We start from the raw sequence: 25,919 nt of genomic DNA, 5'->3' as shown, positions 1-25,919 counted from the left end.
GCGCGCTGTCCGACGCAGAAACCAATTGTGCCCACAGTCCGGCGCTATGCACGACACACGGCGACGGACGATGGTTGTGCGCGTACCCCCGCCTCAGCGCCCCAGGCGCCCGCGGACCATTCCGACCATTGAGTTGAGTTCTTCGATGCGCATCTTCCGCGCGGCGACGTAGAAGACGCCGAGCAGGGCGATGCCGCCCGCGAGGAGGGCTGCCAGGGATCCCCCGACGCCCTGTCCGAGGGTGTGGCCGATGCCGTAGCAGGCCGCGCCGCTCAGCAGGGCTGCGGGCACCGAGGCGATGCCGAGACGGGCGTACGTCCGCAGGACGCGATTGCCGTCCAGGTCCCCGCCGAGCCGCTTGCGCAGCCGGCTCCAGGCGACACCGACGCCGATCGCGTAGGCGAGACCGTATGAGGCCGCCATGCCTGCCACGGCCCAGCGGGAGGGCAGAGCGAAGTAGCAGAGTGCCGAGGCGCCGGCGTTGACGGCGGCCACGATGACCGTGTTGTAGAAGGGCGTGCGGGTGTCCTCGTACGCGTAGAAGGCACGCAGGACGACGTACTGCACGGAGTAGGGGATCAGGCCGAGGCCGAAGGCCATCAGCATGTAGCCCATGTTCGTGGCTTCGCTGGTGCCCGAGGAACCGAAGATCAGGGTGCACATCGGGATGCCGAGCGAGACGAAGCCGAAGGAGACGGGCACGATCGCCACGGCCGTGGTGCGCAGACCCTGGGAGATGTCGTCGCGGACGGCTCCGGCGTCGCCCTCGTGGGCCGAGCGTGCGAGGCGCGGCAGCAGGGCGGCCATCAGGGACACGGTGATGATGGCCTGTGGCAGGCCCCAGATGAGCTGGGCGTTGGCGTAGGCCGCGAAGCCGGTGCCGTCGACGGGTGAGTCCTTGCCGGCTGCGGTGGACAACTGCGAGACCACGATCGCGCCGGCCTGGTTGGCGAGGACGAAGAGCACGGTCCACTTGGCGAGCATCGCCGCCTTGCCCAGCCCGTGGCCCTTCCAGTCGAAGCGCAGTCGCAGTCGGAATCCGGTCTCCCGCAGGTACGGGATCATCGCGAGGGACTGGACGACGAGGCCGAGCAGAACACCGACGCCGAGGAGCCGCTCGCCCTCCGGCGGGATGGTCGTGACCTTCATGCCGGAGCTCGCCGCAGAGCCGTACACCCAGATGAACATGCCGAGCGTCACGATGATGACGATGTTGTTGAGGACCGGGGTCCACATCATCGCGCCGAACTTGCCGCGCGCGTTGAGGATCTGGCCCATCACCACGTGGATGCCCATGAAGAAGATCGAGGGCAGGAAGTAGCGGACGAAGGTGATGCCGACCTGGTTGGCCGCCGGGTCGCTGGCGACCGGGTTCGACAGCAGCCGGATCAGGAGAGGCGCGGCGAGGATGCCAAGCGCGGTCAGTGCGCCGAGGGCCACCATCACGACGGTGAGCAGCCGGTTGGCGTAGGCCTCGCCGCCGTCGTCGTCCTCCTTCATGGCACGCACGAGCTGCGGTACGAAGACGGAGTTGAGGCCACCGCCGACGGTCAGGATGTAGATCATCGTCGGAAGCTGGTACGCAACCTGGAAGGTGTCGCCGAGGAGGCCGACGCCGAGGGCCGAGACGATCAGCGCGGAGCGGATGAAGCCGGTGAGCCGGGACACCAGCGTGCCCGCCGCCATCACCGCGCTCGACTTCAGCAGGCCCGACGCGCGTCCGCCGGACTTCTTCGCGGCGGGCGCCGGTTCGGGCGCGGGGGTCTGCGGGGCGGCCGGAGCCGGCTCGTGGGCCGGCGACGGTACACCGGGCGCGGCGACGGACGTACGGGTGCCTGCCTGGCCCTGGTCGCGGAAGAGGTGGGCGAAGGCGTCAGGCTCGTGCTGCTGCTCGCCGGCCTGGGTCACGAGGTCGTCCACGCCGACGAACTGGGTCGTGCGGGCGTCCTCGCCGTAGGGGAGGTGCCGCGTCGGGCCCGCGGGCTCCGGCGGGGGCGTCTGGGCCCACACACGGGGGTCGGGGGTGTATTGCGAGGTGGGCGGCTGGGCGTAGAGCGGCTGCTGCGGGTAGTAGGAGCCCGGGGGCGGCGGGGGGTGTGCCGCCCGGTCGTAGAGCGCCTCGGTCACCGGATCCTGGGCGGCGAGGTCCTGCGCCCGGTACGGGTCCTGGGTGTAGGCGTCCTGGAAGTACATGTCCTGGTACTGCCCCTGCAGCTGCTGGGCGGGGTCGGCCGGTGGCCCCTCCGGGTACCCCTCGGGGTAGCCGGCGTCGGCCATGCCCCGGTCCGGGTAGCCCGAGCCGCCCGCGGCCTGGTCCGGGTAGCCCTCGGGGTAGCCCGAGTTGCCCGCGCCCTGGCCGCGGTCACCGTCGTACGGCGCGTTCATGGTTACCCCACCTCATCGTCCCCGGGCCCACCGGCCACGACATCGCTCAACGGTCCACTCTCTCACCCGTGCCGGACGGGTCGGTGCTTTCCGGTGCGGTGTCCGGTGTCGGGTCACTCGGGTGCTCCGGGTCGTCTGCCCCGGACTCCGTCGTGGACTCCCCGTCGGGACCGTCCTTGGAGCGCTCGGTGTCCTCAGTAGTGTCTACGGCGCCCTCGGCGTCCTTGTTCACGCCGTTCAGGGCCTCGGCCCCGCCCTCGGTGTCGGGGCTGTCCTCCTGCTCTTCCTCGGCCTGGCGGGCTGCCGCGCGCTTGCGCTGGGTGTACATCCGGAATCCGGCGAGCACGAGCAGCAGGACGCCACCGCCGATCACCAGCATCACCGTGGGAGTGATCTCGGTGACCTTCACTTCGAACTTGACGGGGGGACCGTACGCCTGGCCGTCGTCCGTGAACAACTGCGCGACGACCGTCACCGGACCGTTGGCCTTGGCGGAGGTGGTGAACTTCACCGACTGGCTGTGCTCGCCCGCGACCTGGATCGGCCGCTCGTCGAAGGCGTCGTCGCCGATCTTGAGCCGGGTCGGCTGCTGTGAGGTGAGACGCAGCACCAGGTGGTGGACGCCTTGTACGAGGTTGTTCTGCACCGTCACGGGGATCGTGGCGCTGCGGCCCGACAGCTTCGCGTCGGACTTGTCGATCAGCCTGACGAGACCGGTGAGGTCGTCGAGGTAGGACTCGACGCCTTCGCGGAAGGTCGCCGCCTGGTCGGCACGGCCGCGCCAGGACGTCGACATCCCCCGGTCTATGGCCCGACCGAAGGGGGTGACCACGCGGGACTTGTCGGTGAGGATGACCTTGAAGTTGTCGAGCATGCCCTGCGTGCGCTGGATCTGCTCGAAGGCCGACCGCGGCAGCTCCTGCTTGCGCAGCGAGGAGGGGTACGAGGACGCCGGGGGCACCTTCGTCGTGGCGCTCGGGTCCGGCTTGGCCTTGGCCGCCGCGGAGAGGTTCTGGGAGTCGGACCAGTTCCCGCCCTGGAGGGCCCTCACCGCCGTCGCCATGGTCTGGGCCTGGCTCACGGAAGGCGTGCGCTGCGGGGCGACGACGATGCTCCGCTGCCTGCTCGGCTCCTGCAGATCGACCATCAGGCTCTGGGCCAGGAATTCCTGCACGGCGAGCGTCGAGTTGTCGGCCTTCGCCATGTCGCCCTCGAACGCGGTCGACAGCCTGGAGTCCGCGACCACCGCCGTCGTGCCGCCCCCGATGGGGCGGGCGGCGGTGGGCGTGTAGGTCAGCCCGCCGGTCTCGCGCAGGCTGTCGCTGCGGGCGATCACCTTGTCGGCACCGGCGGAGGTGGCGACCTTGACGATCGACGGATCGACGGCGCCCTCGGCGGGCCAGGCGAAGTCCGTGTTCGGCTTCACATGGAGGATCGTCTGCACCGTGCTGGAGGCCACGTCCGTGGCGTCCTTGAGGTGGCTCAGGGAGCCCGTGACGTCCTTGCCGTTGTGCGCCAGCGACGCGAGGTCGGGGTCGGCGAAGGGGAGAGCGACGACTTCCTTTTCCTTGTCCGCGACGGTCTTCTCGAGCTTGTCGAGCCACGCCTTGGCGACGGCCTGGTTCTTGCCTGCCGTCGTGGTGTCGCCGTTCTTGATCTGGTAGCTGCGCGTCATGGCATCGACGGAGGCCAGCAGGTCCGGGTCGAGGACCCAGGTGACGTCGAGGTCGCTGCCCAGGGACAGGAGCTGGTCCAGGCGGCCGCCGGGGGAGATCTCCTTGGCCAGGTCGTCGTTCTGGAAGACGGGCGTCTGCTGCGCGTCCGAGCCGGTCTCCGCCCGCAGGTGGACCGTCGAGATCAGCGGCCAGAGGTACGTCGTCTTCGTCTTCGTGTCGGCGCCGGCGGGCTGCCAGGGCAGGAACGTCCGCTCGATGCCGAGCACCTGGTCCCACGGCTGCGCGGCGGTCTGGCCGGTGAGGGAGACGCCGAGCTGGTACACGCCGTCGGAGTCGAGGTTCAGGTCCTTGACGGGCACCGAGATGCTGAAGTGCTGCGAGACGCCCGCGGCGAGCTTGGAGAACTTCTCGACGTATTTGCCGCCGACCTCCAGGGGGTCCGGACCCAGCTGGAACCCGGTGCGCTGCTCCGCGTCGTCGATGGCGACCCGGCCCTGGAGGGTCGGGCCCACCCGGAGGCCCACGTGTGCGCCCGTGACCGTCTGCTTGCCCTTGTTGGTGACCGAACCGGAGACGGTGATCGTGTCGCCGTCCGTGGGCGCGCTGGGGGTCAGTGAGTCGAGGGAGACGTCCACCGTGCCGGACCCGGTGGCATCGGCCACAGCGGCCGTCTGAGCGGCGTGTGCGGCCGGGGAAGCGGGCAGCTGGAGCACGCCCGCCAGCAGGGGCGCACCGGCCAGCAGTGTGCCGGTGCGCCGCAGCCACCGGCGGGCAGGTGAGGGACTCATCCCCTGGAAGTCTGCCGCCTCGGCCACGCGCTCGCCCGTCCCTCGTCATTGTCAGTGGTCGTCGGAATGTGCGTCCACGCATGGTAACGATGCGCGCTGAGGGTAAGTGCCGCGGACCGCTTCACAAGATCAGGAGACAGGGTCGAGTGTCCTGTATGCGTAAGTATTGATCCCCCCATGAGAAGGGGATGGCTGTGCACGTTTTATGGAGGCGCCCGCGAGTGCCTCGGCCACGTACCCTTTTCTGTTGTGCCGAACGCCAACGAAGACAACCCCAGTGCCCTGAGTCAGGTGCAGCGCCGCGCGGTGAGTGAATTGCTGCGGGTGTCCCCTGTCGCCGACGACCTCGCCCGCCGTTTCCAGGAGGCGGGGTTCTCACTCGCCCTGGTCGGTGGCTCGGTCCGGGACGCGCTCCTTGGCCGGCTCGGCAATGATCTGGACTTCACGACCGACGCTCGCCCGGATGACGTACTGAAGATCATGCGGCCCTGGGCGGATGCCGTCTGGGAGGTCGGGATCGCCTTCGGCACCGTCGGCGCGCAGAAGGAAGCTCGCGTGGACGACGTGCAGCAGTCCTTCCAGATCGAGATCACGACGTACCGCTCCGAGGCGTACGACCGGACCTCGCGCAAGCCCGAGGTGTCCTACGGCGACTCGATCGAGGAAGATCTCGTGCGCCGTGACTTCACCGTGAACGCGATGGCCGTGGCGCTGCCGGAGAAGGCGTTCATCGATCCGTACGGCGGTCTGGACGATCTGTCCGCGCGGGCGCTGCGCACTCCGGGTACGCCCGAGGAGTCCTTCTCCGACGATCCGCTGCGGATGATGCGGGCCGCGCGGTTCGCCGCGCAGCTCGACTTCGAGGTGGCCCCCGACGTCGTCGCCGCGATGACGGACATGGCCGGGCGCATCGAGATCGTCTCGGCGGAGCGGGTGCGGGACGAGCTGAACAAGCTGATCCTCTCCGCTCACCCGCGCAAGGGTCTGACGCTGCTCGTGGACACCGGTCTCGCCGACCATGTGCTGCCGGAGCTTCCCGCGCTGCGGCTGGAGCGTGATGAGCACCACCGGCACAAGGACGTCTACGACCACACGCTGATCGTCCTGGAACAGGCCATGGCGCTCGAAGAGAATGGTCCGGACCTGACGCTCCGGCTCGCCGCGCTGCTTCACGACATCGGCAAGCCGAGGACGCGGCGCTTCGAGAAGGACGGGCGGGTCTCCTTCCATCACCACGAGATGGTGGGCGCGAAGATGACCAAGAAGCGGATGACGGCGCTCAAGTACTCGAACGACCTCGTGAAGGACGTCTCGCGTCTGGTCGAACTTCATCTGCGTTTTCATGGATACGGCACCGGCGAGTGGACGGACTCCGCGGTCCGTCGCTATGTACGTGACGCGGGTCCGCTCCTCGACCGCCTCCACAAGCTGACCCGCTCCGACTGCACTACGCGCAACAAGCGCAAGGCGACAGCGCTCTCTCAGGCGTATGACGGCCTGGAGAAGCGCATCGCCGAGCTCCAGGAGCAGGAGGAACTGGACGCGATCCGTCCCGACCTCGACGGCAACCAGATCATGGAGATCCTGGGCGTCGGCCCCGGCCCGGCGATCGGCCAGGCGTACAAGTACATGCTGGAGCTGAGGCTGGAGAACGGGCCGATGGAGCACGACGCGGCCGTGACGGCACTCAAGGAGTGGTGGGCCGAGCAGGGCTGAGGCTCACAGAACGGGCCGTGGGGGGTCATGTTTCACGTGAAACATGACCCCGGGGTCTGTACCGGAGAACGCCGAGGGGCGGTGTTTCACGTGAAACACCGCCCCTTCGAGCATGGCTGAGCCGCTTACTTGGCGGAGTATTCCGACAGGCAGAGGGTGAAGTCGTCCTTACCGGTCTCGGTGTACTCGGCGTACTTGGTCCGGTCGCAGCCGGAGTTGTCGCTCTTCTTCTCGGCGACCTTGTACTTGGCCTTGGAGCTGGTGCAGTCCACGACCTTGAGGCCGGGGTCCGTGGAGTTGTTCGGGTTGCTGATGCTCATGCAGTCGCCGACCTTGGCGGTGTCGGGGTCGTGGCGGCTCGTTATGTAGCCGATGCCCGCAGCTACGAGGGCACAGACCACGACGACGATGCGCAGGTACCACTTGACGCCGCGCTTCGGCCGCTGCGGTGCGACCGGAGCGTAGGGAATCGTTCCCTGCTGCGGGAAGCCGGGCTGGCCGGGCTGCTGGGGGTACCCCGGCTGCTGCGGGTAACCCTGTGGCGGCTGCTGTCCGTAGGGCGCCTGCCCCTGCGGCGGCGGTCCGTACGGAGCCTGGCCCTGGGGCGGCTGTCCGTAGGGCTGCTGGCCCTGGGCGAACGGGTTCTGGCCCTGGGGCGGCGGAGTAGTCACTTAGGGGTCCCCCTGGAACGTAAGCGCGTGGCGTGAATAAGACGCACGTAAGTTATCGGGACCGACTGACAACGCAGTAGCCCAGAGAGGCTCTGTGGCCCTGATGTGACACTTACTGCATCTCAAAGCGGGCCATAGCAACAGCAATTGCCGCGTAGAGCGCGGCCAGCGTGACGACGAGGAGAGCTGAACGCCCGTCAGGAGGCAGCATCAGGGCGGCTACTGCGGCCGCGCCGACGAAGGCGACGTTGAACAGGACGTCGTAGACGGAGAAGATCCGGCCGCGGTAGCCGTCGTCGACCGAGGACTGCACGATCGTGTCGGTGGCGATCTTCGCGCCCTGTGTGGTCAGGCCGAGAACGAAGGCGGCGGCCAGCATGGGCGCCGCCTCGAAGGGGAGGCCGAGCGCGGGTTCCAGGACCGCCGCTGTGGCCGCGCACGCGGCGATCCAGCCGCCGGGGCCCAGTCGTCCCACCGCCCAAGGCGTCACCACGGCCGCGACGAAGAAGCCCGCCCCGGAGATGCCCACCGCCAGGCCCAGCAGGGCGATCCCGCCGTCGGAGCCGGACGACCAGGCGTACCGGCACAGCATCAGCACCATGACGGTGAGGGCGCCGTAACAGAAGCGCATCAGGGTCATCGACAGGAGCGCCCAGGCCGCCTCCCGCCGCGCGGGCTCGGCGAGATGGCGCACACCGGCCGCGAGGCCGCGCGCGGTGCCGGTGAGCGCCGTGCGCAAGCTCGGATGCACCAACTCCTGGTCGGGGCCGAGCAGTTCCGGTGCCATGCGCAGTGAGGCGAGTGCCGCGCACAGGTAGAGGGCCGCGCCGAGAAGGACGACCGCCGCGTCCGAGTCCGAGGCGACCAGTCGTACGACGAACGCGAGACCGCCGCCCGCGGTCGCGGCGAGTGTTCCGGCGGTGGGCGACAGGGCGTTGGCCATGACCAGTCGGTGGGAGTCGACGACGCGGGGCAGGGCGGCCGAGAGCCCTGCGAGGACGAACCGGTTGACCGCGGTGACGCACAGCGCGGAGGCGTAGAAGAGCCAGTCGGGGACCTGGCTCAGCATCAGCACGGCCGTCACACAGGCCAGCGCGGTCCGCAGCAGATTGCCGTACAGGAGGACCTGGCGCCGCCGCCAGCGGTCCAGCAGGACTCCGGCGAAAGGGCCGACCAGGGAGTACGGCAGGAGCAGTACCGCCATCGCGGAGGCGATCGAGGCCGCTGAGGTCTGCTTCTCCGGTGAGAAGACGACGTACGTGGCGAGCGCGACCTGGTAGACGCCGTCGGCGCCCTGGGACAGCAACCGGACACCGAGCAGGCGTCTGAAGCCCTGGAAGTGCAGGAGGACGCGCAGGTCACGCACGACAGCCATGGGGCACAGCCTCACATACGAGGAGGGTCCCCGAGTCAAAGACCCAGGGACCCTCGACGGGCAGGAGCGAAAAGCCCCTCGGCGCTCCGCGCCGTGTCTCGCCGGCGCTCGGAGGCCTGTCTCGTTAGCGCTCGACCTCGCCCTTGATGAACTTCTCGACGTTGGCGAAGGCCTCGTCGTCGAAGTACTGGACCGGCGGGGACTTCATGAAGTACGAGGACGCCGACAGGATCGGGCCGCCGATGCCGCGGTCCTTGGCGATCTTCGCGGCGCGCAGGGCGTCGATGATGACACCCGCGGAGTTCGGGGAGTCCCAGACCTCGAGCTTGTACTCCAGGTTCAGCGGGACGTCACCGAAGGCGCGGCCCTCGAGACGGACGTACGCCCACTTGCGGTCGTCGAGCCAGGCCACGTAGTCCGAGGGACCGATGTGGACGTTCTTCTCGCCCAGGTCGCGGTCGGGGATCTGCGAGGTGACGGCCTGCGTCTTCGAGATCTTCTTCGACTCGAGGCGGTCGCGCTCCAGCATGTTCTTGAAGTCCATGTTGCCGCCCACGTTGAGCTGCATCGTGCGCTCAAGACGGACACCGCGGTCCTCGAACAGCTTCGCCATCACACGGTGCGTGATGGTGGCGCCGACCTGCGACTTGATGTCGTCGCCGACGATCGGGACGCCCGCCTCGGTGAACTTGTCCGCCCACTCCTTGGTGCCGGCGATGAAGACCGGGAGAGCGTTGACGAAGGCGACCTTGGCGTCGATGGCGCACTGGGCGTAGAACTTCGCCGCGTCCTCGGAACCGACGGGCAGGTAGCAGACGAGGACGTCGACCTGCTTGTCCTTGAGGATCTGGACGACGTCGACCGGCGTCTCGGCGGACTCCTCGATGGTCATGCGGTAGTACTTGCCGAGACCGTCGAGGGTGTGGCCGCGCTGGACCGTGACGCCCTTGTTCGGGACGTCGCAGATCTTGATGGTGTTGTTCTCGCTGGCACCGATGGCGTCGGAGAGGTCGAGGCCGACCTTCTTCGCGTCGACGTCGAAGGCGGCGACGAACTCGACGTCACCGACGTGGTAGTCGCCGAACTGGACGTGCATCAGACCCGGGACCTTGGCCGCCGGGTCGGCGTCCTTGTAGTACTCGACGCCCTGCACCAGCGAGGCGGCGCAGTTGCCCACGCCGACGATGGCTACGCGAACCGAACCCATTCCGGTTGCTCCCTGTGTGTACGAGGTGAAGCCCCGACTGGACCTCACGTGGTGGTGTCGTCGGACGGATCCGGCCGGGACTGGTCCCGGTGCCGGGGCAGGCCGCCCGTCTCTCCAGATGTGCTGTTCTGCTGAGCGGAGCCTTCGAAGGCGCCCGGGGAGCTGCCTTCGGGGACACCTCGGGAGGTGCCTTCGGAGGCGGAATCCTTGACGTCCCGTCCCGCTCGCTCGCTCTCGATGAGCTCGTTCAGCCAGCGCACTTCGCGCTCCACGGACTCCATTCCGTGGCGCTGGAGCTCAAGGGTGTAGTCGTCGAGGCGCTCCCTGGTACGTGCCAGAGAGGCACGCATCTTCTCCAGGCGCTCCTCGAGCCGACTGCGGCGGCCCTCCAGTACGCGCATGCGCACGTCGCGTGACGTCTGCCCGAAGAACGCGAACCGAGCCGCGAAGTGCTCGTCCTCGTACGCGTCGGGTCCCGTCTGCGAGAGCAGCTCCTCGAAGTGCTCTTTACCTTCTGCCGTCAACCGATAGACGATCTTGGCGCGGCGCCCCGCGAGCGGAGCGGCGAGGGCGTCCTCGGTGGTGCTCCCCGATTCCTCGATCAACCAGCCGCTCGCGACCAGCGTCTTGAGGCAGGGGTAGAGCGTCCCGTAGCTGAACGCACGGAACACACCCAGTGACGTATTGAGTCGTTTGCGCAGCTCGTAGCCGTGCATCGGAGACTCGCGAAGCAGGCCGAGGACGGCGAACTCGAGGATCCCGGAACGCCGGCTCATATCGCCTCCTCGCTGTCGCGGCCTCCTCGGCACGTTCTTTATGCCGAGCTGATGTATCGACTCGATACATCAGCACGATAGATCGGCCGTCCGTCTGCGACAAGGGGGGCCATGGTGAACGGCGTCACATCACCGATTCATACGAAGCAAGTTGCCTGATTTGGGGTGAACTTCAGAGATAGGGGGGTTTTGACGGTGCGTAGTCTGTGCGCCATGCAAAACCACCGGGAACCGAGTGACGCCTGAGGGCGTCCTCGTCCCTGGTGCAGTACGGGTGAATGCGCAAACGACCGCATCCGTACTTCGGGGGGACCGGAAACCAGCTGCCGTTTCCAGGCGCGCACGGGTGCGCCTGCCCGAGGAGTAATCGTTCGATGAGCGAGCACCGTCGCAAACCGTCGCAGCCACAGGGCGGCGGACGTGCCGCGGCCCGACGCGGCCAGACCGGCCCGTCCTCCGGCCGCCGTGCGGCACCGCGAGGCGCCACCGGGTCCCCTTCCGACTCCTATGAGTCGGGAGGTGAGGAGGAGCGCCCGTACACCGGCCGCGCCGAGGCCCGGCGTGCGGCCCAGAGAAGCAGCGGTGGCGGCCGGCGCAGAGGCGCCGACGCCACAGGGCCCGGCGGCCGCCGCGGCGGTCCTGACGGACCCGGGCGCGCGCGGGCCTCTGGGCCTGTAAAGAAGCGTTTCATCGACTACCCGCGCGCGGGCAAGTCCGGGGCCCGGCGTTGGATGCCCTCCTGGAAGCTGGTGACGGGACTGTTCATCGGCTTCTGCGGGAGCCTGGTGGCCGTGGCCGGTATCGGGTACGCGATGGTGAGTGTCCCGAACATCGCGGATACCGCCACGGCGCAGAACAACGTCTACTACTGGGCGGACGGCAGCCAGATGGTCGCCACCGGTGGTGAGACGAACCGCCAGATCATCAACTACGAGCAGATTCCCCCGGCGATGCGGTACGCCGTCATCTCACAGGAGAACAAGACCTTTGAGACCGACAGCGGCGTCGACCCGAGGGGTATTGCGCGCGCCTTCTTGAATATGGCCAAGGGCGGCCAGACGCAGGGTGGCTCCACCATCACCCAGCAGTACGTCAAGAACGCGATGCTGGACGACCAGTCGCAGACGATCTCCCGGAAGTTCAAGGAGATCTTCGTCGCGATCAAGGTTGGCGCCACGGTCGACAAGAAAAAGATCATGGCTGGCTACCTGAACTCCGCGTACTACGGTCGCGGGGCCTACGGGATCCAGGCGGCCGCGCGCGCGTACTTCAACAAGGACGCCGAGTACCTCGACCCGAGCCAGTGCGCCTTCCTGGCGGCGATGCTCAAGGGCGCCACGTACTACGACCCGGCGGGTGCAACATCGCTCGACGCTGCCGCCACTCCCGAGGCCAACACGAGGCGGGCCACGGCCCAGTGGTCGGACACTCTGAACAAAGAGGTCAAGTACGGCCACCTGAGCGCCACGGAGCGGGCCAAGTACAAGACGCTCCCCAAGGCTCAGAACCCGCGGTCGAACACTCGACTCAGCGGCCAGATCGGCTATCTCGTCGATCTCGCCAAGGCGTACGTCATCAACAACACCAAGATCACCGCGAACCAACTTCAGCGGGGCGGCTACTCGATCAAAACGACCTTCGACAAGAAGAAGGTCAATGCGCTCGAAAAGGCCGTGGAGGAAGTCCGCAAGAAGAAGATAGACCCCAAGTTGCGGCCGAAGACGGACACGTACGTCCAGTTCGGCGGGGCCTCCGTCGACCCATCCACGGGCGCGATCAAGGCCATCTACGGCGGTGAGGACGCGACCAAGCACTTCACGAACAACGCCGACCAGACCGGTGCCCAGGTGGGTTCGACGTTCAAGCCGTTCGTGCTCGCGGCCGCCATGCAGTGGGGTGTGAAGGATCCCGACCTGGGGCCGTCGCAGTCGCAGGACGAACGCACGGTGGTCTCTCCGAAGAGCCTGTACAGCGGCAAGAACAAGCTCAAGATCAAGAACTACGATCACTCCGTCTGGACCGACAAGGACGGCAAGGAGTGGCTCCAGACCAACGACGGAAACGAGTCGTACAACCCGCCGAGTTACAAGATCGATCTCCGCGAGGCGATGAGGGAGTCCGTGAACTCCGCCTACGTGCAACTCGGTATGGACGTGGGCCTGGACAAGGTCGAGCAGGCCGTGCTGAACGCGGGCATCCTCAAGACCAGTCTGGCGAGCTCCAACTTTCCCTCGTTCTCCATTGGTACCTCCGACCCCAGTGCGATCCGTATGGCCGGCGCGTACGCCACCTTCGCGGACAGCGGCCAGCAGCACGATCCGTACTCGGTCGAGAAGATCACCAGCAAGGACGGCACGGTGTTCGAGCACAGTAGTGTCGCCAAGGCGAAGGACGCCTTCTCTTCGCAGGTCGCGGACAACGTCACCGACGTGCTGAAGACGGTTGTCGATAAGGGAACCGGCACCGCCGCCCAGCTGACAGGCCGTGAGGTGGCCGGCAAGACCGGTACGACCGACGGCAACAAGTCGGCGTGGTTCGTCGGATACACCCCGCAGTTGTCGACCTCGATCGGCATGTACCGCTTGGACGACGACGCGTCCAACAAGAGCCGCACGTTCCTGGAGATGTACGGCACGGGCGGCGAGAAGAAGATCCACGGCGCCTCGTTCCCGGCTCAGATCTGGCACGACTACATGGAGCAGGCGCTCAAGGGCACGAAGGCGGAGCCCTTCCCGACGCCCGAGCCCATCGGAAAGGTCCTCAACGACACCCCGAGTCCGTCCGCGATCCCGTCGACCACACCGTCGCCGTCGGCGAGCCCGACGCCGAGTACCTCGCCCAGCCCGTCCCTCAGCAGCTCTCCCACGGCCTCGCCGACCGACACCTGCGGCAACTTCGGTTGGAACTGTGGGAACAACGGCGGGACGAACGCGGGGAGCACCGGCGGTGCGACCGGAACCACCTCACCCACACCGACGGTGACCAATACCAGCGGGAACACCAGAGGTAATAGCAACGGCGGCATCTTCGCCGGACAGAATGGCGGATAGATAGACGCGAAGCCCGATGAACAGGGGCCGTCAGCTGTGGCTGACGGCCCCTGTTCTGTGCGTGCGGGTCGAACGTTCTGCGCGTGCGGGTCGAAATGCGCAGCCGCGCCTCGCTCACCCGGCGGCATCGTGGGCGCCGGACGGTAAGAGCTTCACTGCCCCTGCGGCCATTCTCAGACGCGTACGGCAGGATGTGCGCCATGCCCAGTGCAGAGACGACGCGAACGAGCGTGCGCGAGCCGGAGCCGGTGCGGCCGACCAAGGACGACGAGGTCGCCGCGGCCGGAAGTGAGCTGATCGGCGGCCCCATCGGACGGAGAGCGCTGCTGGGGGCGTCCTGGTGGACCCCGGTACGGGTGATCGCGCTCGTCGCGATCGGCATGTTCGCCCTCGGTATGGTGCAGAAACTGCCCTGCTACGACAGCGGCTGGTTCTTCGGGGCCAGCACGCAGTACACGCACGCGTGCTACTCGGACATCCCGCACCTCTACCAGGGACGCGGTTTCGCCGACGGGCTCGTGCCGTACTTCGACAAGCTCCCCGGCGACATGGACTACCTCGAGTATCCGGTCCTGACCGGTCTGTTCATGGAGGTCGCGGCCTGGCTCACGCCGGGCGGCGGCAGCATCCAGCACCAGGAGCAGATCTACTGGATGGTCAACGCCGGGATGCTCATGGTGTGCGCGGCGGTCATCGCCGTATGCACCGCGCGCACCCACCGCCTGCGCCCCTGGGACGGCCTCCTGGTCGCCCTCGCGCCCGCCTTCGCGCTCACGGCCACCATCAACTGGGACCTCCTCGCGGTGGCCCTGCTGGCCGCCGCGATGCTCATGTGGTCGCGTGGCCGCTCCCTCGCCTTCGGCATCCTGCTCGGGCTCGCCACGGCCGCCAAGTTCTACCCGTTCCTGCTCATGGGACCGCTGCTCGTGCTGTGCTGGCGGGCGGGCAAGTGGCGGGAGTTCGGGAACGCGCTCATGGGCGCGGTCGGAGCCTGGCTCGTGGTGAACCTTCCCGTGATGTACCTCGCGCCGGAAGGCTGGGCGAAGTTCTACAGCTTCAGCCAGACCAGGGGGATCGACTTCGGTTCGGTCTTCCTGTTCATCTCCACCTGGTGGAAGGTCCCGATCAGCTATCAGACGGCGAACGCGTGGGCGCTGGTCATGATGCTGCTCGTCTGCGTGGCCATGGCCGTGCTCGCGCTCACCGCCCCGCGCCGCCCCCGCTTCGCCCAGCTGGCCTTCCTGATCGTCGCGGCCTTCATCCTCACCAACAAGGTCTACTCGCCCCAGTACGTGCTGTGGCTGATCCCCCTGGCCGCGCTGGCCCGGCCGAAGTGGCGGGACTTCCTGATCTGGCAGGCGTGCGAGGTCGCGTACTTCCTGGGGATCTGGATGTACCTCGCGTACACGACCAGTGGGGAGGCCCACAAGGGCCTCTCCTCCCACGGGTACCAGTTCGCGATCGCCGCGCACCTCGTGGGCACGCTGTACCTGTGCGCCGTGGTCGTACGCGACATCCTCATGCCGGAGCGGGACGTCGTGCGCAGGGCGGGCGAGGACGATCCCTCGGGAGGCGTCCTGAACGGCGCGGAGGACGTCTTCGTGCTCGGCGCGGCGGCCCATCCACCGCGGCACGCGGCCCACTTCGAGGGGCCCCAGGTGGAATGGGGCGGCAACGGCGGAGGGCCGGCCCCGGAGGACAGTTCGCTCTGAGCGAACAGAGCTCGGCCCGGCTCCGACGGGCAACGCGAAAGGCCGTACACGGTGTGTGTGTACGGCCTTTCGCGTTGTGTCCCCAGGGGCAGGAGCGCGGGCAGGTGCTCGTTTGCCGGGATCAGCGTTCCACGATGCGGTCGAACTGCGTGGTGGTGTGCCGCAGATGGGCCACCAGCTCGTCGCCGACCTGAGGCTCCGTGGCGTCCGACGGTACGAAGAGGATCGACACCTGCATGTGCGGCGGCTCGGCGAACCAGCGCTGCTTGCCGGCCCAGACGAACGGAGAAAGGTTCCGGTTGACCGTCGCCAGGCCGGCCCGGGCGACGCCCTTGGCGCGCGGCATGACGCCGTGCAGAGCCTTCGGGGCCTCCAGGCCCACTCCGTGCGACGTACCGCCCGCCACGACGACCAGCCAGCCGTCGGAGGCCGTCTTCTGCTGCCGGTAGCCGAAGCGGTCGCCCTTGGAGACACGGGTGACGTCCAGGACGGCTCCGCGGTACTCGGTCGCCTCGTGGTCCCCCAGCCACAGCCGGGTGCCGATACGGGCGCGGAAGCGGGTCTGCGGGAACTGCTGCTGCAGCCGCGCGAGCTCATCGGCCTTGAGGTGGCTGACGAACATCGTGTGCAGCGGCAGCCGGGCCGCGCGCAGACGGTCCATCCAGCCGATGACCTCCTCGACGGCGTCCGACCCGTCGGTGCGGTCCAGCGGCAGGTGGATGGCGAAGCCCTCCAGTCGGACGTTCTCTATGGCGGAGTGCAGATGCGGCAGATCCTGCTCGCTGACACCGTGCCGCTTCATCGAGGACATCACCTCGATGACGACACGGGCGCCCACGAGGCCGTACACGCCGTCGATGGACGACACCGAGCGGATGACACGGTCGGGCAGCGGTACGGGCTCCTCGCCACGCCTGAACGGCGTCAGGACCAGCAGATCGCCGCCGAACCAGTCCTTGATCCGGGCGGCCTCGTACGTGGTGCCGACGGCCAGGATGTCCGAGCCGAGGCGGGTGGCCTCGTCGGCGAGCCGCTCGTGGCCGAAGCCGTAGCCGTTGCCCTTGCAGACGGGGACGAGCCCCGGAAACTGCTCGGACACCTGCTTGTGGTGTGCCCGCCAGCGCGCGGTGTCGACGTAGAGCGTGAGCGCCATGGCCGGTCCCGGAACCTTTCTCGTGGCTGCGGTGAATCAGAGGTAGGGAAATTGTGGCGGATCCGCCGGACCGACGGGGCGACGCCGGGCCGGACGGGGGCTCGGCATGCGCTCCGGACTGACTCAGCGGCGCGACGTGTACAGGCTCAGTGTCGCGGCATGTACTGGCTCAGCGTCGCGACATGTAGATGTCGAGTGCCTTGTGGAGCAGCTTGTTGAGCGGGAAGTCCCACTCGCCGAGGTACTCGGCGGCCTGCCCGCCCGTACCCACCTTGAACTGGATCAGACCGAAGAGGTGGTCCGTCTCGTCCAGAGAGTCGGAGATGCCGCGCAGGTCGTAGACGGTCGCGCCCAAGGCGTACGAGTCGCGCAGCATCCGCCACTGCATCGCGTTCGAGGGCCGGAACTCACGCCCGATGTTGTCCGATGCGCCGTACGAGTACCAGACGTGCCCGCCGACGACCAGCATCGTGGCCGCGGACAGGTTCACGCCGCCGCGCCGGGCGAAGTAGAGCCGCATCCGGTTGGGGTCCTCGGTGTTGAGGGCCGACCACATGCGCTGGAAGTACGACAGCGGGCGCGGCCGGAAGTGGTCGCGGATCGCCGTGATCTCGTACAGCCGCTGCCACTCCTCGAGGTCGTGGTAGCCGCCCTGGACGACCTCGACGCCCTCCTTCTCGGCCTTCTTGATGTTGCGCCGCCACAACTGGTTGAAGTTCTTGTGGACCTCTTCCAGGGAGCGGTTGGCCAGCGGCACCTGGAAGACGTAGCGGGGCTGTACGTCGCCGAAGCCGGCGCCTCCGTCCTCACCCTGCTGCCAGCCCATGCGGCGCAGCTTGTCGGCGACCTCGAAGGCGCGCGGCTCGATGAAGTCCGGCTCGATGTCACGCAGGCGCTTCACGTCCGGGTTCTGGATGCCGCCCTTGATGGACGTGGCCTCCCAGCGCCGGATGATCACCGGCGGGCCCATCTTCACGGAGAAGGCGCCCTGCTGCTTGAGGTGCGCGAGCATCGGCTGCAGCCACTCGTCGAGGTTCGGCGCGTACCAGTTGATGACCGGGCCCTCGGGGAGGTACGCGAGGTAGCGCTTGATCTTGGGCAGCTGGCGGTACAGCACCAGCCCGGCGCCCACCATCCCGCCGGTCCGCTCGTCGAACCAGCCGAGGCTCTCGGAGCGCCACTCCGCCTTGACATCGGCCCATGCCGGAACCTGCATGTGGCTCGCCGCGGGCAGGCTCTGGATGTAGGCCAGATGCTGCTCTCGGCTGATGGTCCTCAGGGTCAGGCTCATTCGGGGCGCTCCTCGGGCTGGTGTGTCCCCATGGGTACAGGGGCTCCGGCTCTCGCGCCGAAGCCTACTGCGCCCTGGGAGCGCCCCGACTGGCCGCACTGAACCTGCGTCCCGACCGAAGCGTGGTCAGGACGTTCTGGGGTGATGTGTCCGGCTGTTTCGGCAGGAGGTGGTGCCTCCGGCCGTCCGGACGAGGTTGTGTCGGCTGCCCGGCCCGCGGAACGGGTCCGGGTGCCTCAGCCGATGATGCCGCCGAAGAGGCCGCCGTGCGCCATGCCGAGGAAGAAGCCGACGGCCGAGGCACCGAGACCCAGGATCAGGCCGAAGCGTTCCCGGGTCGTCTCCGAGATGAACTGCCCGGAGGCGCCGGTGATGATCCCGATCAGACCTGCCCACGAGCTGATGAGATGCAGGCTGTTGAAGGCTGCCGTGATGAGAGCGGTGACTCCGAGCACCAGAGTCACCGCGAGCAGCGTGTCTTGGAGGGGGTGGGGCTTGTGGTCCGTCGCGAACAGAGAGCCGGCAACGGTGGGTCGCGTCTGTGCCATAGGGCACCTCCTGCGGAAGGCGGCGCATCGTAGCGCCATACACACCCGATGTGTACAGATTGACGGTGACCCCGGCCGGATTTCAACCGGAAGCGGGTGTGCAGGTACTCTGTACCCTCTGCACCGGTGTCTGCCCAGGCCATGGCCAGGTCACGACAAGGATTCCCCGTCGGTTCACCGATCACTCGGTACATCGACGGACTCTTCTTGTCCGTGGCGTTGTCAGTGGCGGCGGATACCGTTGCGAACGCATCACAACCCTCCTGCCACGGAACCGCCGTGGCCGTTGAGTCCAAAGGAGGTGGGTTCCACATGCGTCACTACGAGGTGATGGTCATCCTCGACCCCGATCTCGAGGAGCGCGCTGTCTCCCCGCTGATCGAGAACTTCCTCTCCGTCGTCCGTGAGGGCAACGGAAAGGTCGAGAAGGTCGACACCTGGGGCCGTCGTCGTCTCGCGTACGAGATCAAGAAGAAGCCCGAGGGCATCTACTCGGTCATCGACCTGCAGGCCGAGCCTGCGGTCGTCAAGGAGCTCGACCGCCAGATGAACCTGAACGAGTCGGTCCTCCGGACCAAGGTCCTCCGTCCCGAGACCCACTGAGCTCTGCAGCTCAGCTGATCTCGGGCATCGAGTAGCAGCACTAGCAGCCAGCAGCAAACCCGCCGAGAGGTTCCCCCATGGCAGGCGAGACCGTCATCACGGTCGTCGGCAATCTTGTCGACGACCCCGAGCTGCGCTTCACCCCTTCCGGTGCGGCGGTCGCGAAGTTCCGTGTCGCGTCCACCCCCCGCACCTTCGACCGTCAGACCAATGAGTGGAAGGACGGCGAGAGCCTGTTCCTGACCTGCTCGGTCTGGCGTCAGGCGGCGGAGAACGTCGCCGAGTCGCTCCAGCGAGGCATGCGCGTCATCGTGCAGGGCCGACTGAAGCAGCGGTCCTACGAGGACCGTGAGGGCGTCAAGCGCACGGTCTACGAGCTGGACGTCGAGGAAGTCGGCGCCAGCCTGAAGAACGCCACGGCCAAGGTCACCAAGACCACCGGTCGCGGTGGCCAGGGCGGTTACGGCGGCGGCTCCGGCGGCGGCCAGCAGGGCGGCGGCTGGGGCGGAGGCTCCGGCGGCGGCCAGCAGGGCGGCGGCGGAGCTCCCGCGGAGGACCCCTGGGCGACCAGCGCTCCTGCCGGTGGCAATCAGGGCGGCGGCGGTGGCGGCTGGGGTGGAAACTCCGGCGGCTCCGGCGGCTCTGGCGGCGGCTACTCGGACGAGCCCCCCTTCTAGGCCCCCGGGCCGAGGGTGGGCCGTACCCCCACTTCTTGATCACACAGGAGATACACCATGGCGAAGCCGCCTGTGCGCAAGCCGAAGAAGAAGGTCTGCGCTTTCTGCAAGGACAAGGTCACGTACGTGGACTACAAGGACACGAACATGCTGCGGAAGTTCATTTCCGACCGCGGCAAGATCCGTGCCCGCCGCGTGACCGGCAACTGCACGCAGCACCAGCGTGACGTCGCCACGGCCGTGAAGAACAGCCGTGAGATGGCGCTGCTGCCCTACACCTCCACCGCGCGATAAGGGAAGGGTGACCGACTAATGAAGATCATCCTCACCCACGAGGTCTCCGGCCTCGGTGCCGCGGGCGACGTCGTCGACGTCAAGGACGGTTACGCTCGCAACTACCTGATCCCGCGGAACTTTGCGATCCGCTGGACCAAGGGCGGCGAGAAGGACGTCGAGCAGATCCGTCGTGCTCGCAAGATCCACGAGATCGCGACCATCGAGCAGGCCAACGAGATCAAGGCCCGCCTCGAAGGCGTGAAGGTCCGTCTGGCCGTCCGCTCCGGCGACGCCGGTCGTCTCTTCGGTTCCGTCACCCCGGCCGACATCGCTTCGGCGATCAAGGCTTCCGGTGGCCCCGAGGTCGACAAGCGCCGCATCGAGCTGGGCTCGCCGATCAAGACCCTGGGCGCCCACGAGACGTCCGTGCGTCTTCACCCCGAGGTTGCCGCCAAGGTCAACATCGAGGTCGTCGCGGCCTGACCGCTGCGCTCGGCATAGCTGAGAGAAGGGCCGTACCCGCTGGGGTACGGCCCTTTTTCGTTCTGTAGGGGCGAGCTGTCCTGTGTTTCACGTGAAACGGGGGTTTCACGTGAAACAGGTCTGAGGGCTAGGGCTAGGGCTAGGGCGGGGGTGGGGGTGGGGACGGGGCGACGGCCAGGGAGAGGGGCAGGGGGGCAGGACCAGGTCGGGTTGGCCGGCTGTACCGGCCGTTTCACGTGAAACGGCCGGTGTGCTGGTTCAGCGTGTCGCGCCCGTGACGATCCAGCGTCCCGAGCGGGAGCGCAGCCACAGGGTCAGCATCCGCACCGTCATCATCAGCGTCATCGCTCCCCAGAGCGCGGTGAGCCCACCCCCGAGCGTGGGCACCAGCAGCGCCACGGGAGTGAAGAGCGCCAGGGTGAGCAGCATGGCCCACGCCAGGTAGGGTCCGTCTCCCGCGCCCATCAAAACTCCGTCCAGGACGAAGACGACTCCGCTGATCGGTTGCGAGACGGCCACCAGAACCAGGGCGGGAAGCGCCGTGCTCTGGACGGCCGAGTCGCTGGTGAACAGGGGAAGGAAGATCGGGCGGGCGGCGATCACCAGCAGGCCGAGGACGACGCCGGAAGTGATGCCCCACTGGATCATGCGGCCGCAGGCCTCGCGAGCACCCTGAGCGTCGTTCGCACCGAGATAGCGTCCGATGATGGCCTGTCCGGCGATGGCGATCGCGTCGAGCGCGAAGGCGAGCAGACTCCAGAGGGACAGGATGATCTGATGTGCGGCCATGTCGGCGTCCCCGAGCCGTGCGGCGACAGCCGTGGCGATCATGAGGATCGTCCTCAGCGACAACGTGCGCACGAGCAGGGGCGCACCGGCCTGAGCGCAGGCCCGTATCCCGGCGGTGTCCGGGCGTAGTGAGGCCCCGTGCTTTCGGGCCCCGCGGACGACGACGAAGAGATACACCGCGGCCATACCGAACTGGGCGATGACGGTGCCCCAGGCGGAGCCGGCGATACCCAGTCCGGCGCCGTAGACGAGGCCCGCGTTGAGCGCGGCGTTGGCGACGAAGCCCCCGACGGCGACATAGAGAGGGGTCTTCGTGTCCTGCAGTCCGCGCAGGACCCCGGTGGACGCGAGCACGATGAGCATGGCGGGGATGCCGAGCGAAGAGATGCGCAGATAGGTCGTCGCGTACGGGGCCGCGGTGTGCGAGGCGCCGAAGAGTTCCACAAGAGCGGGTGCCGTGGGCAGGACGGCGGCTATGACGACCGCGCCGAGTAGCAGCGCGAGCCAGATGCCGTCCATGCCCTGGCGTATCGCGGCCCGCAGATCACCGGCGCCGACCCGTCGGGCGACGGCGGCGGTGGTGGCGTACGCGAGAAAGACGAAAACACTGACGGCGGTCGTGAGGAGGGCGGAAGCGACACCTAGGCCGGCCAGTTGCGCGGTGCCGAGGTGTCCGACGATGGCGCTGTCGGCCATCACGAAAAGAGGCTCGGCGACGAGTGCGCCGAAGGCCGGAACGGCCAGCGCGACGATCTCTCGGTCGTGCCGACGTCGGGCGGCCTCGGGTGCCGGGGGAGCCTGTGTCATGGGCACCAATCTAATCTTCCACAGGTAAGAGATGCAACGTGATAGTGACCATTACCCGTGCTCTCGTCGGGCGTGTCGCCGTGTACCGTTTGCAGCGATCTTGGTCCTGTCGGGAAAGTTTTTCTTCTGCACAGCCGGTGGATGGTAAACGAGCAGGTCAGGGCGGTTTCTGTCGAGTGGTTGAGGGCTTGTTCACAGGCCTGTCCACCGGGTCGTGCACAGGTTTTGTGGAGTTCTCCACAGCATCGGGGCCGTCGTCCACATGGCCTGTGGATAACCAGATTGGCTGACGGTGCCCGCGGGCCTAACGTGGTGCGGCGCCCGCTCTCTTCTCTGCCCTCGGAAACCTCGCAAAACCGACGTGTCAGAACCGGAGTTGGGCCTCTTAGTTGTCAGTGCCGTGCCGTAGAAATGAAGGGCACGGTTAGGTCCGCTCGGCGGACGGGAGGAGGTGGCTCGGTGAGTATTTCCGAGCCCTTGGACGACCCGTGGGCCGACAGCGGTCCCAGTGATCGTCTGCCCGCTTCCCGCCGAGGCCGCGAGGGTGGCCGGGGCCGCGACGAACAGCACGACCGCGACCGGGACAACGGGCCGTGGGAAGGCGGAGGTTCGTCCTTCGAGCGCGTACCTCCCCAGGACCTCGACGCCGAGCAGTCCGTTCTCGGTGGCATGCTCCTGTCCAAGGACGCCATCGCCGACGTCGTCGAGGTCATCAAGGGCCACGACTTCTACCGGCCCGCGCACGAGACCATCTACACCGCGATCCTCGATCTGTACGCGAAGGGTGAGCCGGCCGACCCGATCACGGTCGCAGCCGAGCTCACCAAGCGAGGTGAGATCACCAAGGTCGGTGGTGCCTCCTATCTGCACACCCTCGTCCAGACGGTCCCCACGGCGGCGAACGCCGAGTACTACGCGGAGATCGTCCATGAGCGCGCGGTCCTGCGCCGCCTGGTCGAGGCCGGTACGCGCATCACACAGATGGGATACGCGGCCGACGGCGACGTGGACGAGATCGTCAACACCGCCCAGGCTGAGATCTACGCGGTCACTGAGCAGCGCACGACAGAGGATTACCTGCCGCTCGGCGACATCATGGAAGGCGCGCTCGACGAGATCGAGGCGATCGGTTCACGGTCGGGCGAGATGACCGGTGTGCCGACCGGCTTCACCGACCTCGACTCCCTCACGAACGGTCTGCACCCGGGCCAGATGATCATCATCGCGGCTCGTCCCGCCATGGGTAAGTCGACGCTGGCGCTGGACTTCGCACGGGCCTGTTCGATCAAGCACAACATGCCCAGCGTGATCTTCTCGCTCGAAATGGGGCGCAACGAGATCGCGATGCGTCTGCTGTCAGCCGAGGCCCGTGTCGCCCTGCACCACATGCGATCCGGCACGATGACCGACGAGGACTGGACGCGGCTCGCGCGCCGGATGCCCGACGTCTCGGCCGCGCCGCTCTACATCGACGACTCCCCGAACCTGTCCATGATGGAGATCCGCGCCAAGTGCCGGCGCCTCAAGCAGCGCGCCGATCTGAAGCTCGTCGTCATCGACTATCTCCAACTGATGCAGTCGGGCGGCAAGCGGTCCGAGAGCCGGCAGCAGGAGGTCTCGGACATGTCGCGAAACCTGAAGCTGCTGGCCAAGGAGCTGGAGCTGCCGGTGATCGCGCTCTCGCAGCTCAACCGTGGTCCCGAACAGCGCACGGACAAGAAGCCCATGGTCTCCGACCTGCGTGAATCCGGATCGATCGAGCAGGACGCGGACATGGTGATCCTGCTGCACCGTGAGGATGCCTACGAGAAGGAGTCGCCGCGCGCGGGCGAGGCGGACATCATCGTCGGCAAGCACCGTAACGGCCCGACGGCCACGATCACCGTGGCCTTCCAGGGCCACTACTCGCGCTTCGTGGACATGGCACAGACCTGATCCGCCCTCTTGGGCGCGGTGTGGAAGACATGTGCCCGGTCTTCGGGGAAATGCACTCGACGTGCGGTGCCCGGCCGGGTGGACTGAGGGCATGACGACACCTCAGGAAAAGCTCCTTCCCGGCACGCGCCGGGCTCTGTTGCGCCGTATCGCCGCCGCTCAGGCCGAGGGGCGGGCGCCGTCGCTGGTCGCGGCGGTCGTCCGTGGTGGGGAGCCGGTGTGGCACGGGTCGCGCACCTCGGTGGACGGGCACGGACCGGACGAGAACGTGCAGTACCGGATCGGTTCGATCACCAAGACCTTCACGGCCGTGCTGGTGCTGCGGCTGCGCGACGAGGGACTGCTCGACCTGGGCGACCCGCTGGAGAAGCATCTGCCGGGCACCGGTGCGGGGGAGGCCACCATCGCCCAGCTTCTTGCGCACACCGGCGGGCTGGCGGCCGAGACGCCCGGCCCCTGGTGGGAACGCACACCTGGTTCGCTGCGTCCCGAGCTCTCCGACGTGCTTGGTGAGCAGCCCTTCCTGCACCCGGCCGGGCGGCTGCACCACTATTCGAACCCCGGCTACACCCTGCTGGGCGCACTGATCGAGGAACTGCGGGGAGTCCCCTGGGAAGAGGCCCTGCGGCGCGAGGTGCTCGACCCGCTCGGCCTGCACCGCACGAGTGGGCAGCCGCAGGCACCCCACGCGGGTGGCTGGGCCGTGCATCCGTGGGCGGACGTCATGATGCCGGAGCCTGCCGAGGACCTCGGCCGGATGGCTCCGGCCGGGCAACTGTGGTCCACCACGGGGGACTTGGCCCGTTTCGCCGTCTTCCTGGCCGCGGGGCACGCGGCGGTGCTCAGCGCGGAGTCCCTGCGGGAGATGCGTACGCCCGCGGCCCCCCTGGAAGCCGACCAGCTCGCCTCGGGAGACTCCTACGGGCTGGGACTACAGGTGCTGCATCGGTCGGGCCGGATCCTGGTGGGTCACTCAGGGTCTCTGCCCGGCTTCCTCGCGGCGCTCGCGATCGGTGTGGAGGACGACGTGGCGGCGGTGGTGCTGACCAACTGCACCTCCGGTCCGCGAGCGCTGACCGTGGCCACCGATCTCGTACGGATCGTCGCCGAGGCCGAGCCGCGGATTCCCGCGCCATGGCGTCCGGCCGCCGAAGTCGATCAGTCCGTCCTGGAGTTGGCCGGCCCCTGGTACTGGGGTACCCAGGCGTGCGCGCTGCGTCTGAGGGCCGACGGCATGGTCGAGCTGGGCCCGCTGGCCGGGGGTGGCCGCGGGTCGCGCTTCCGGGCGAACGGTGACGGGACCTGGACGGGGCTCGACGGCTACTACACGGGGGAGCCGCTACGGGCCGTACGGCGCCCGGACGGGTCCCTGAGTCACCTCGACCTCGGGTCGTTCGTCTTCACGCGTCAGCCGTACGACGAGGGCGCCCCTGTGCCGGGAGGAGTGGACCCAGAGGGCTGGCGAGGGATTCAGTAGCCGCTGTCCTGCTGCAGGGGTCTGTTTCACGTGAAACAGACCCCTGGCGCACACAGGTGGCTCAGAGCGCCAGCTTGAAGCCCACGTGTGAGGCCGTGAAGCCGAGCCGCTCGTAGAAGCGGTGGGCGTCAGTGCGGGTGGCGTCGGAGGTCAGCTCGACCAACTGGCATCCCTGGTTCCGGGATTCTTCGATCGCCCACTCGATGAACCGGGAGCCGAGGCCGCTGCCGCGCTCGTCGGAGTGGATGCGCACGCCCTCGATGAGGGAGCGGGTCGAGCCCTTGCGGGACAGCCCGGGTATGACCGTGAGCTGCAGGGTGCCGACGACGCGTCCCTCACGCACCGCGACCACCAGGTGCTGATTCGGGTCGGCACTCAGCCGCTCGAGCGCGGCCAGGTAAGGGGTCAGGTCGTCGGGTGACTCCCGCTGGGCGCCGAGCGGATCATCGGCGAGCATCGCGACGATGGCGGGGACATCGTCCGAAGCTGCCGGTCGAATCTCAAGATCTCCCATGGCCACAGCG

20 protein-coding genes are annotated in these 25,919 nt (G+C 67.8%); 9 read left to right on the top strand and 11 right to left on the bottom strand.

Annotation, left to right across the window (positions count from 1 at the left end; all coding sequences use genetic code 11):
* Positions 1–93: 93 nt before the first annotated feature.
* Together murJ and ABZ656_RS02805 are read right to left on the bottom strand one after the other, a co-directional pair.
* Complete coding sequence (gene murJ, locus ABZ656_RS02810) at positions 94–2,385, bottom strand: murein biosynthesis integral membrane protein MurJ (RefSeq protein ID WP_101399077.1); 2,292 nt, start codon at positions 2,383–2,385, stop codon at positions 94–96.
* A gap of 46 nt (positions 2,386–2,431) precedes the next feature.
* Entirely contained in the window at positions 2,432–4,876 is a 2,445-nt protein-coding gene (locus tag ABZ656_RS02805) for a DUF6049 family protein (RefSeq protein ID WP_360263853.1), read from the bottom strand.
* Between the two features lie 222 nt (positions 4,877–5,098).
* Here ABZ656_RS02805 and ABZ656_RS02800 point away from each other — a divergent pair, with 222 nt between their 5' ends.
* Positions 5,099–6,565 (top strand): CCA tRNA nucleotidyltransferase, encoded by a 1,467-nt coding sequence (locus ABZ656_RS02800; RefSeq protein WP_360263850.1) that lies wholly within the window; start codon positions 5,099–5,101, stop codon positions 6,563–6,565.
* 125 nt (positions 6,566–6,690) lie between these two features.
* Here ABZ656_RS02800 and ABZ656_RS02795 read toward each other — a convergent pair whose 3' ends face one another.
* The 4 genes from ABZ656_RS02795 to ABZ656_RS02780 all read right to left on the bottom strand — a co-directional run bounded on the left by ABZ656_RS02795 (position 6,691) and on the right by ABZ656_RS02780 (position 10,594).
* Positions 6,691–7,236, bottom strand: a complete 546-nt coding sequence (locus tag ABZ656_RS02795) for a hypothetical protein (RefSeq protein ID WP_360263847.1) — start codon at positions 7,234–7,236, stop codon at positions 6,691–6,693.
* 112 nt (positions 7,237–7,348) lie between these two features.
* Positions 7,349–8,611, bottom strand: a complete 1,263-nt coding sequence (locus ABZ656_RS02790) for an MFS transporter (RefSeq protein ID WP_360263844.1) — start codon at positions 8,609–8,611, stop codon at positions 7,349–7,351.
* 124 nt (positions 8,612–8,735) lie between these two features.
* Positions 8,736–9,818 carry an inositol-3-phosphate synthase gene (locus ABZ656_RS02785; RefSeq protein ID WP_101399067.1) on the bottom strand — a complete coding sequence of 361 codons (1,083 nt, stop codon included), beginning with the start codon at positions 9,816–9,818 and terminating at the stop codon, positions 8,736–8,738.
* A gap of 44 nt (positions 9,819–9,862) precedes the next feature.
* Complete coding sequence (locus tag ABZ656_RS02780; protein ID WP_075031483.1) at positions 9,863–10,594, bottom strand: PadR family transcriptional regulator; 732 nt, start codon at positions 10,592–10,594, stop codon at positions 9,863–9,865.
* A gap of 374 nt (positions 10,595–10,968) precedes the next feature.
* On the opposite strand from ABZ656_RS02780, the gene ABZ656_RS02775 reads away from it, so the two are divergent.
* Positions 10,969–13,644: a transglycosylase domain-containing protein gene (locus tag ABZ656_RS02775; protein ID WP_360263839.1), complete on the top strand. Its 2,676-nt coding sequence runs from the start codon at positions 10,969–10,971 to the stop codon at positions 13,642–13,644.
* Between the two features lie 200 nt (positions 13,645–13,844).
* A complete protein-coding gene (locus ABZ656_RS02770; RefSeq protein WP_101399059.1) occupies positions 13,845–15,356 on the top strand; it encodes a glycosyltransferase 87 family protein in 1,512 nt (503 codons plus the stop codon).
* Positions 15,357–15,477: 121 nt separating this feature from the next.
* Here ABZ656_RS02770 and ABZ656_RS02765 read toward each other — a convergent pair whose 3' ends face one another.
* The 3 genes from ABZ656_RS02765 to ABZ656_RS02755 form a co-directional block, all read right to left on the bottom strand.
* Entirely contained in the window at positions 15,478–16,509 is a 1,032-nt protein-coding gene (locus ABZ656_RS02765; protein ID WP_075031480.1) for an alanine racemase, read from the bottom strand.
* Between the two features lie 169 nt (positions 16,510–16,678).
* A complete protein-coding gene (locus ABZ656_RS02760; protein ID WP_101399058.1) occupies positions 16,679–17,800 on the bottom strand; it encodes a peptidoglycan bridge formation glycyltransferase FemA/FemB family protein in 1,122 nt (373 codons plus the stop codon).
* A gap of 236 nt (positions 17,801–18,036) precedes the next feature.
* The gene (locus ABZ656_RS02755) at positions 18,037–18,348 is read right to left on the bottom strand and encodes a hypothetical protein (protein ID WP_054236452.1); all 312 of its coding nucleotides are present in this window, start codon (positions 18,346–18,348) and stop codon (positions 18,037–18,039) included.
* A gap of 312 nt (positions 18,349–18,660) precedes the next feature.
* Between ABZ656_RS02755 and rpsF the strand changes: the two genes are divergently transcribed.
* The 4 genes from rpsF (at position 18,661) to rplI (ending at position 20,387) form a co-directional block, all read left to right on the top strand.
* The gene (rpsF, locus tag ABZ656_RS02750; protein WP_004950685.1) at positions 18,661–18,951 is read left to right on the top strand and encodes a 30S ribosomal protein S6; all 291 of its coding nucleotides are present in this window, start codon (positions 18,661–18,663) and stop codon (positions 18,949–18,951) included.
* Positions 18,952–19,028: 77 nt separating this feature from the next.
* Positions 19,029–19,628 (top strand): single-stranded DNA-binding protein, encoded by a 600-nt coding sequence (locus ABZ656_RS02745; protein ID WP_101399056.1) that lies wholly within the window; start codon positions 19,029–19,031, stop codon positions 19,626–19,628.
* 57 nt (positions 19,629–19,685) lie between these two features.
* Positions 19,686–19,922, top strand: a complete 237-nt coding sequence (gene rpsR, locus ABZ656_RS02740; RefSeq protein WP_003949403.1) for a 30S ribosomal protein S18 — start codon at positions 19,686–19,688, stop codon at positions 19,920–19,922.
* A gap of 18 nt (positions 19,923–19,940) precedes the next feature.
* A complete protein-coding gene (gene rplI, locus ABZ656_RS02735; protein ID WP_054236454.1) occupies positions 19,941–20,387 on the top strand; it encodes a 50S ribosomal protein L9 in 447 nt (148 codons plus the stop codon).
* A 258-nt stretch (positions 20,388–20,645) separates the two neighbouring features.
* Here rplI and ABZ656_RS02730 read toward each other — a convergent pair whose 3' ends face one another.
* The gene (locus tag ABZ656_RS02730; RefSeq protein WP_360263831.1) at positions 20,646–21,983 is read right to left on the bottom strand and encodes an MATE family efflux transporter; all 1,338 of its coding nucleotides are present in this window, start codon (positions 21,981–21,983) and stop codon (positions 20,646–20,648) included.
* Between the two features lie 459 nt (positions 21,984–22,442).
* Between ABZ656_RS02730 and dnaB the strand changes: the two genes are divergently transcribed.
* Positions 22,443–23,918 (top strand): replicative DNA helicase, encoded by a 1,476-nt coding sequence (gene dnaB / locus ABZ656_RS02725; protein ID WP_054236456.1) that lies wholly within the window; start codon positions 22,443–22,445, stop codon positions 23,916–23,918.
* Between the two features lie 91 nt (positions 23,919–24,009).
* Positions 24,010–25,395, top strand: coding sequence for a serine hydrolase domain-containing protein (locus tag ABZ656_RS02720; RefSeq protein ID WP_360263827.1), 1,386 nt, complete (start codon positions 24,010–24,012; stop codon positions 25,393–25,395).
* A gap of 61 nt (positions 25,396–25,456) precedes the next feature.
* Here the strand turns inward: ABZ656_RS02720 and ABZ656_RS02715 are convergent, their stop codons facing one another.
* Positions 25,457–25,909: a GNAT family N-acetyltransferase gene (locus ABZ656_RS02715; protein ID WP_101399052.1), complete on the bottom strand. Its 453-nt coding sequence runs from the start codon at positions 25,907–25,909 to the stop codon at positions 25,457–25,459.
* Between the last annotated feature and the right edge of the window lie 10 nt (positions 25,910–25,919).

The organism is Streptomyces sp. NPDC007095 (assembly GCF_040634475.1).
In the GTDB taxonomy this organism is placed as follows: Bacteria; Actinomycetota; Actinomycetes; order Streptomycetales; family Streptomycetaceae; genus Streptomyces.
Note: the sequence above shows the minus strand (reverse complement) of the source record. Positions and strands in the feature narration are given on the sequence as shown.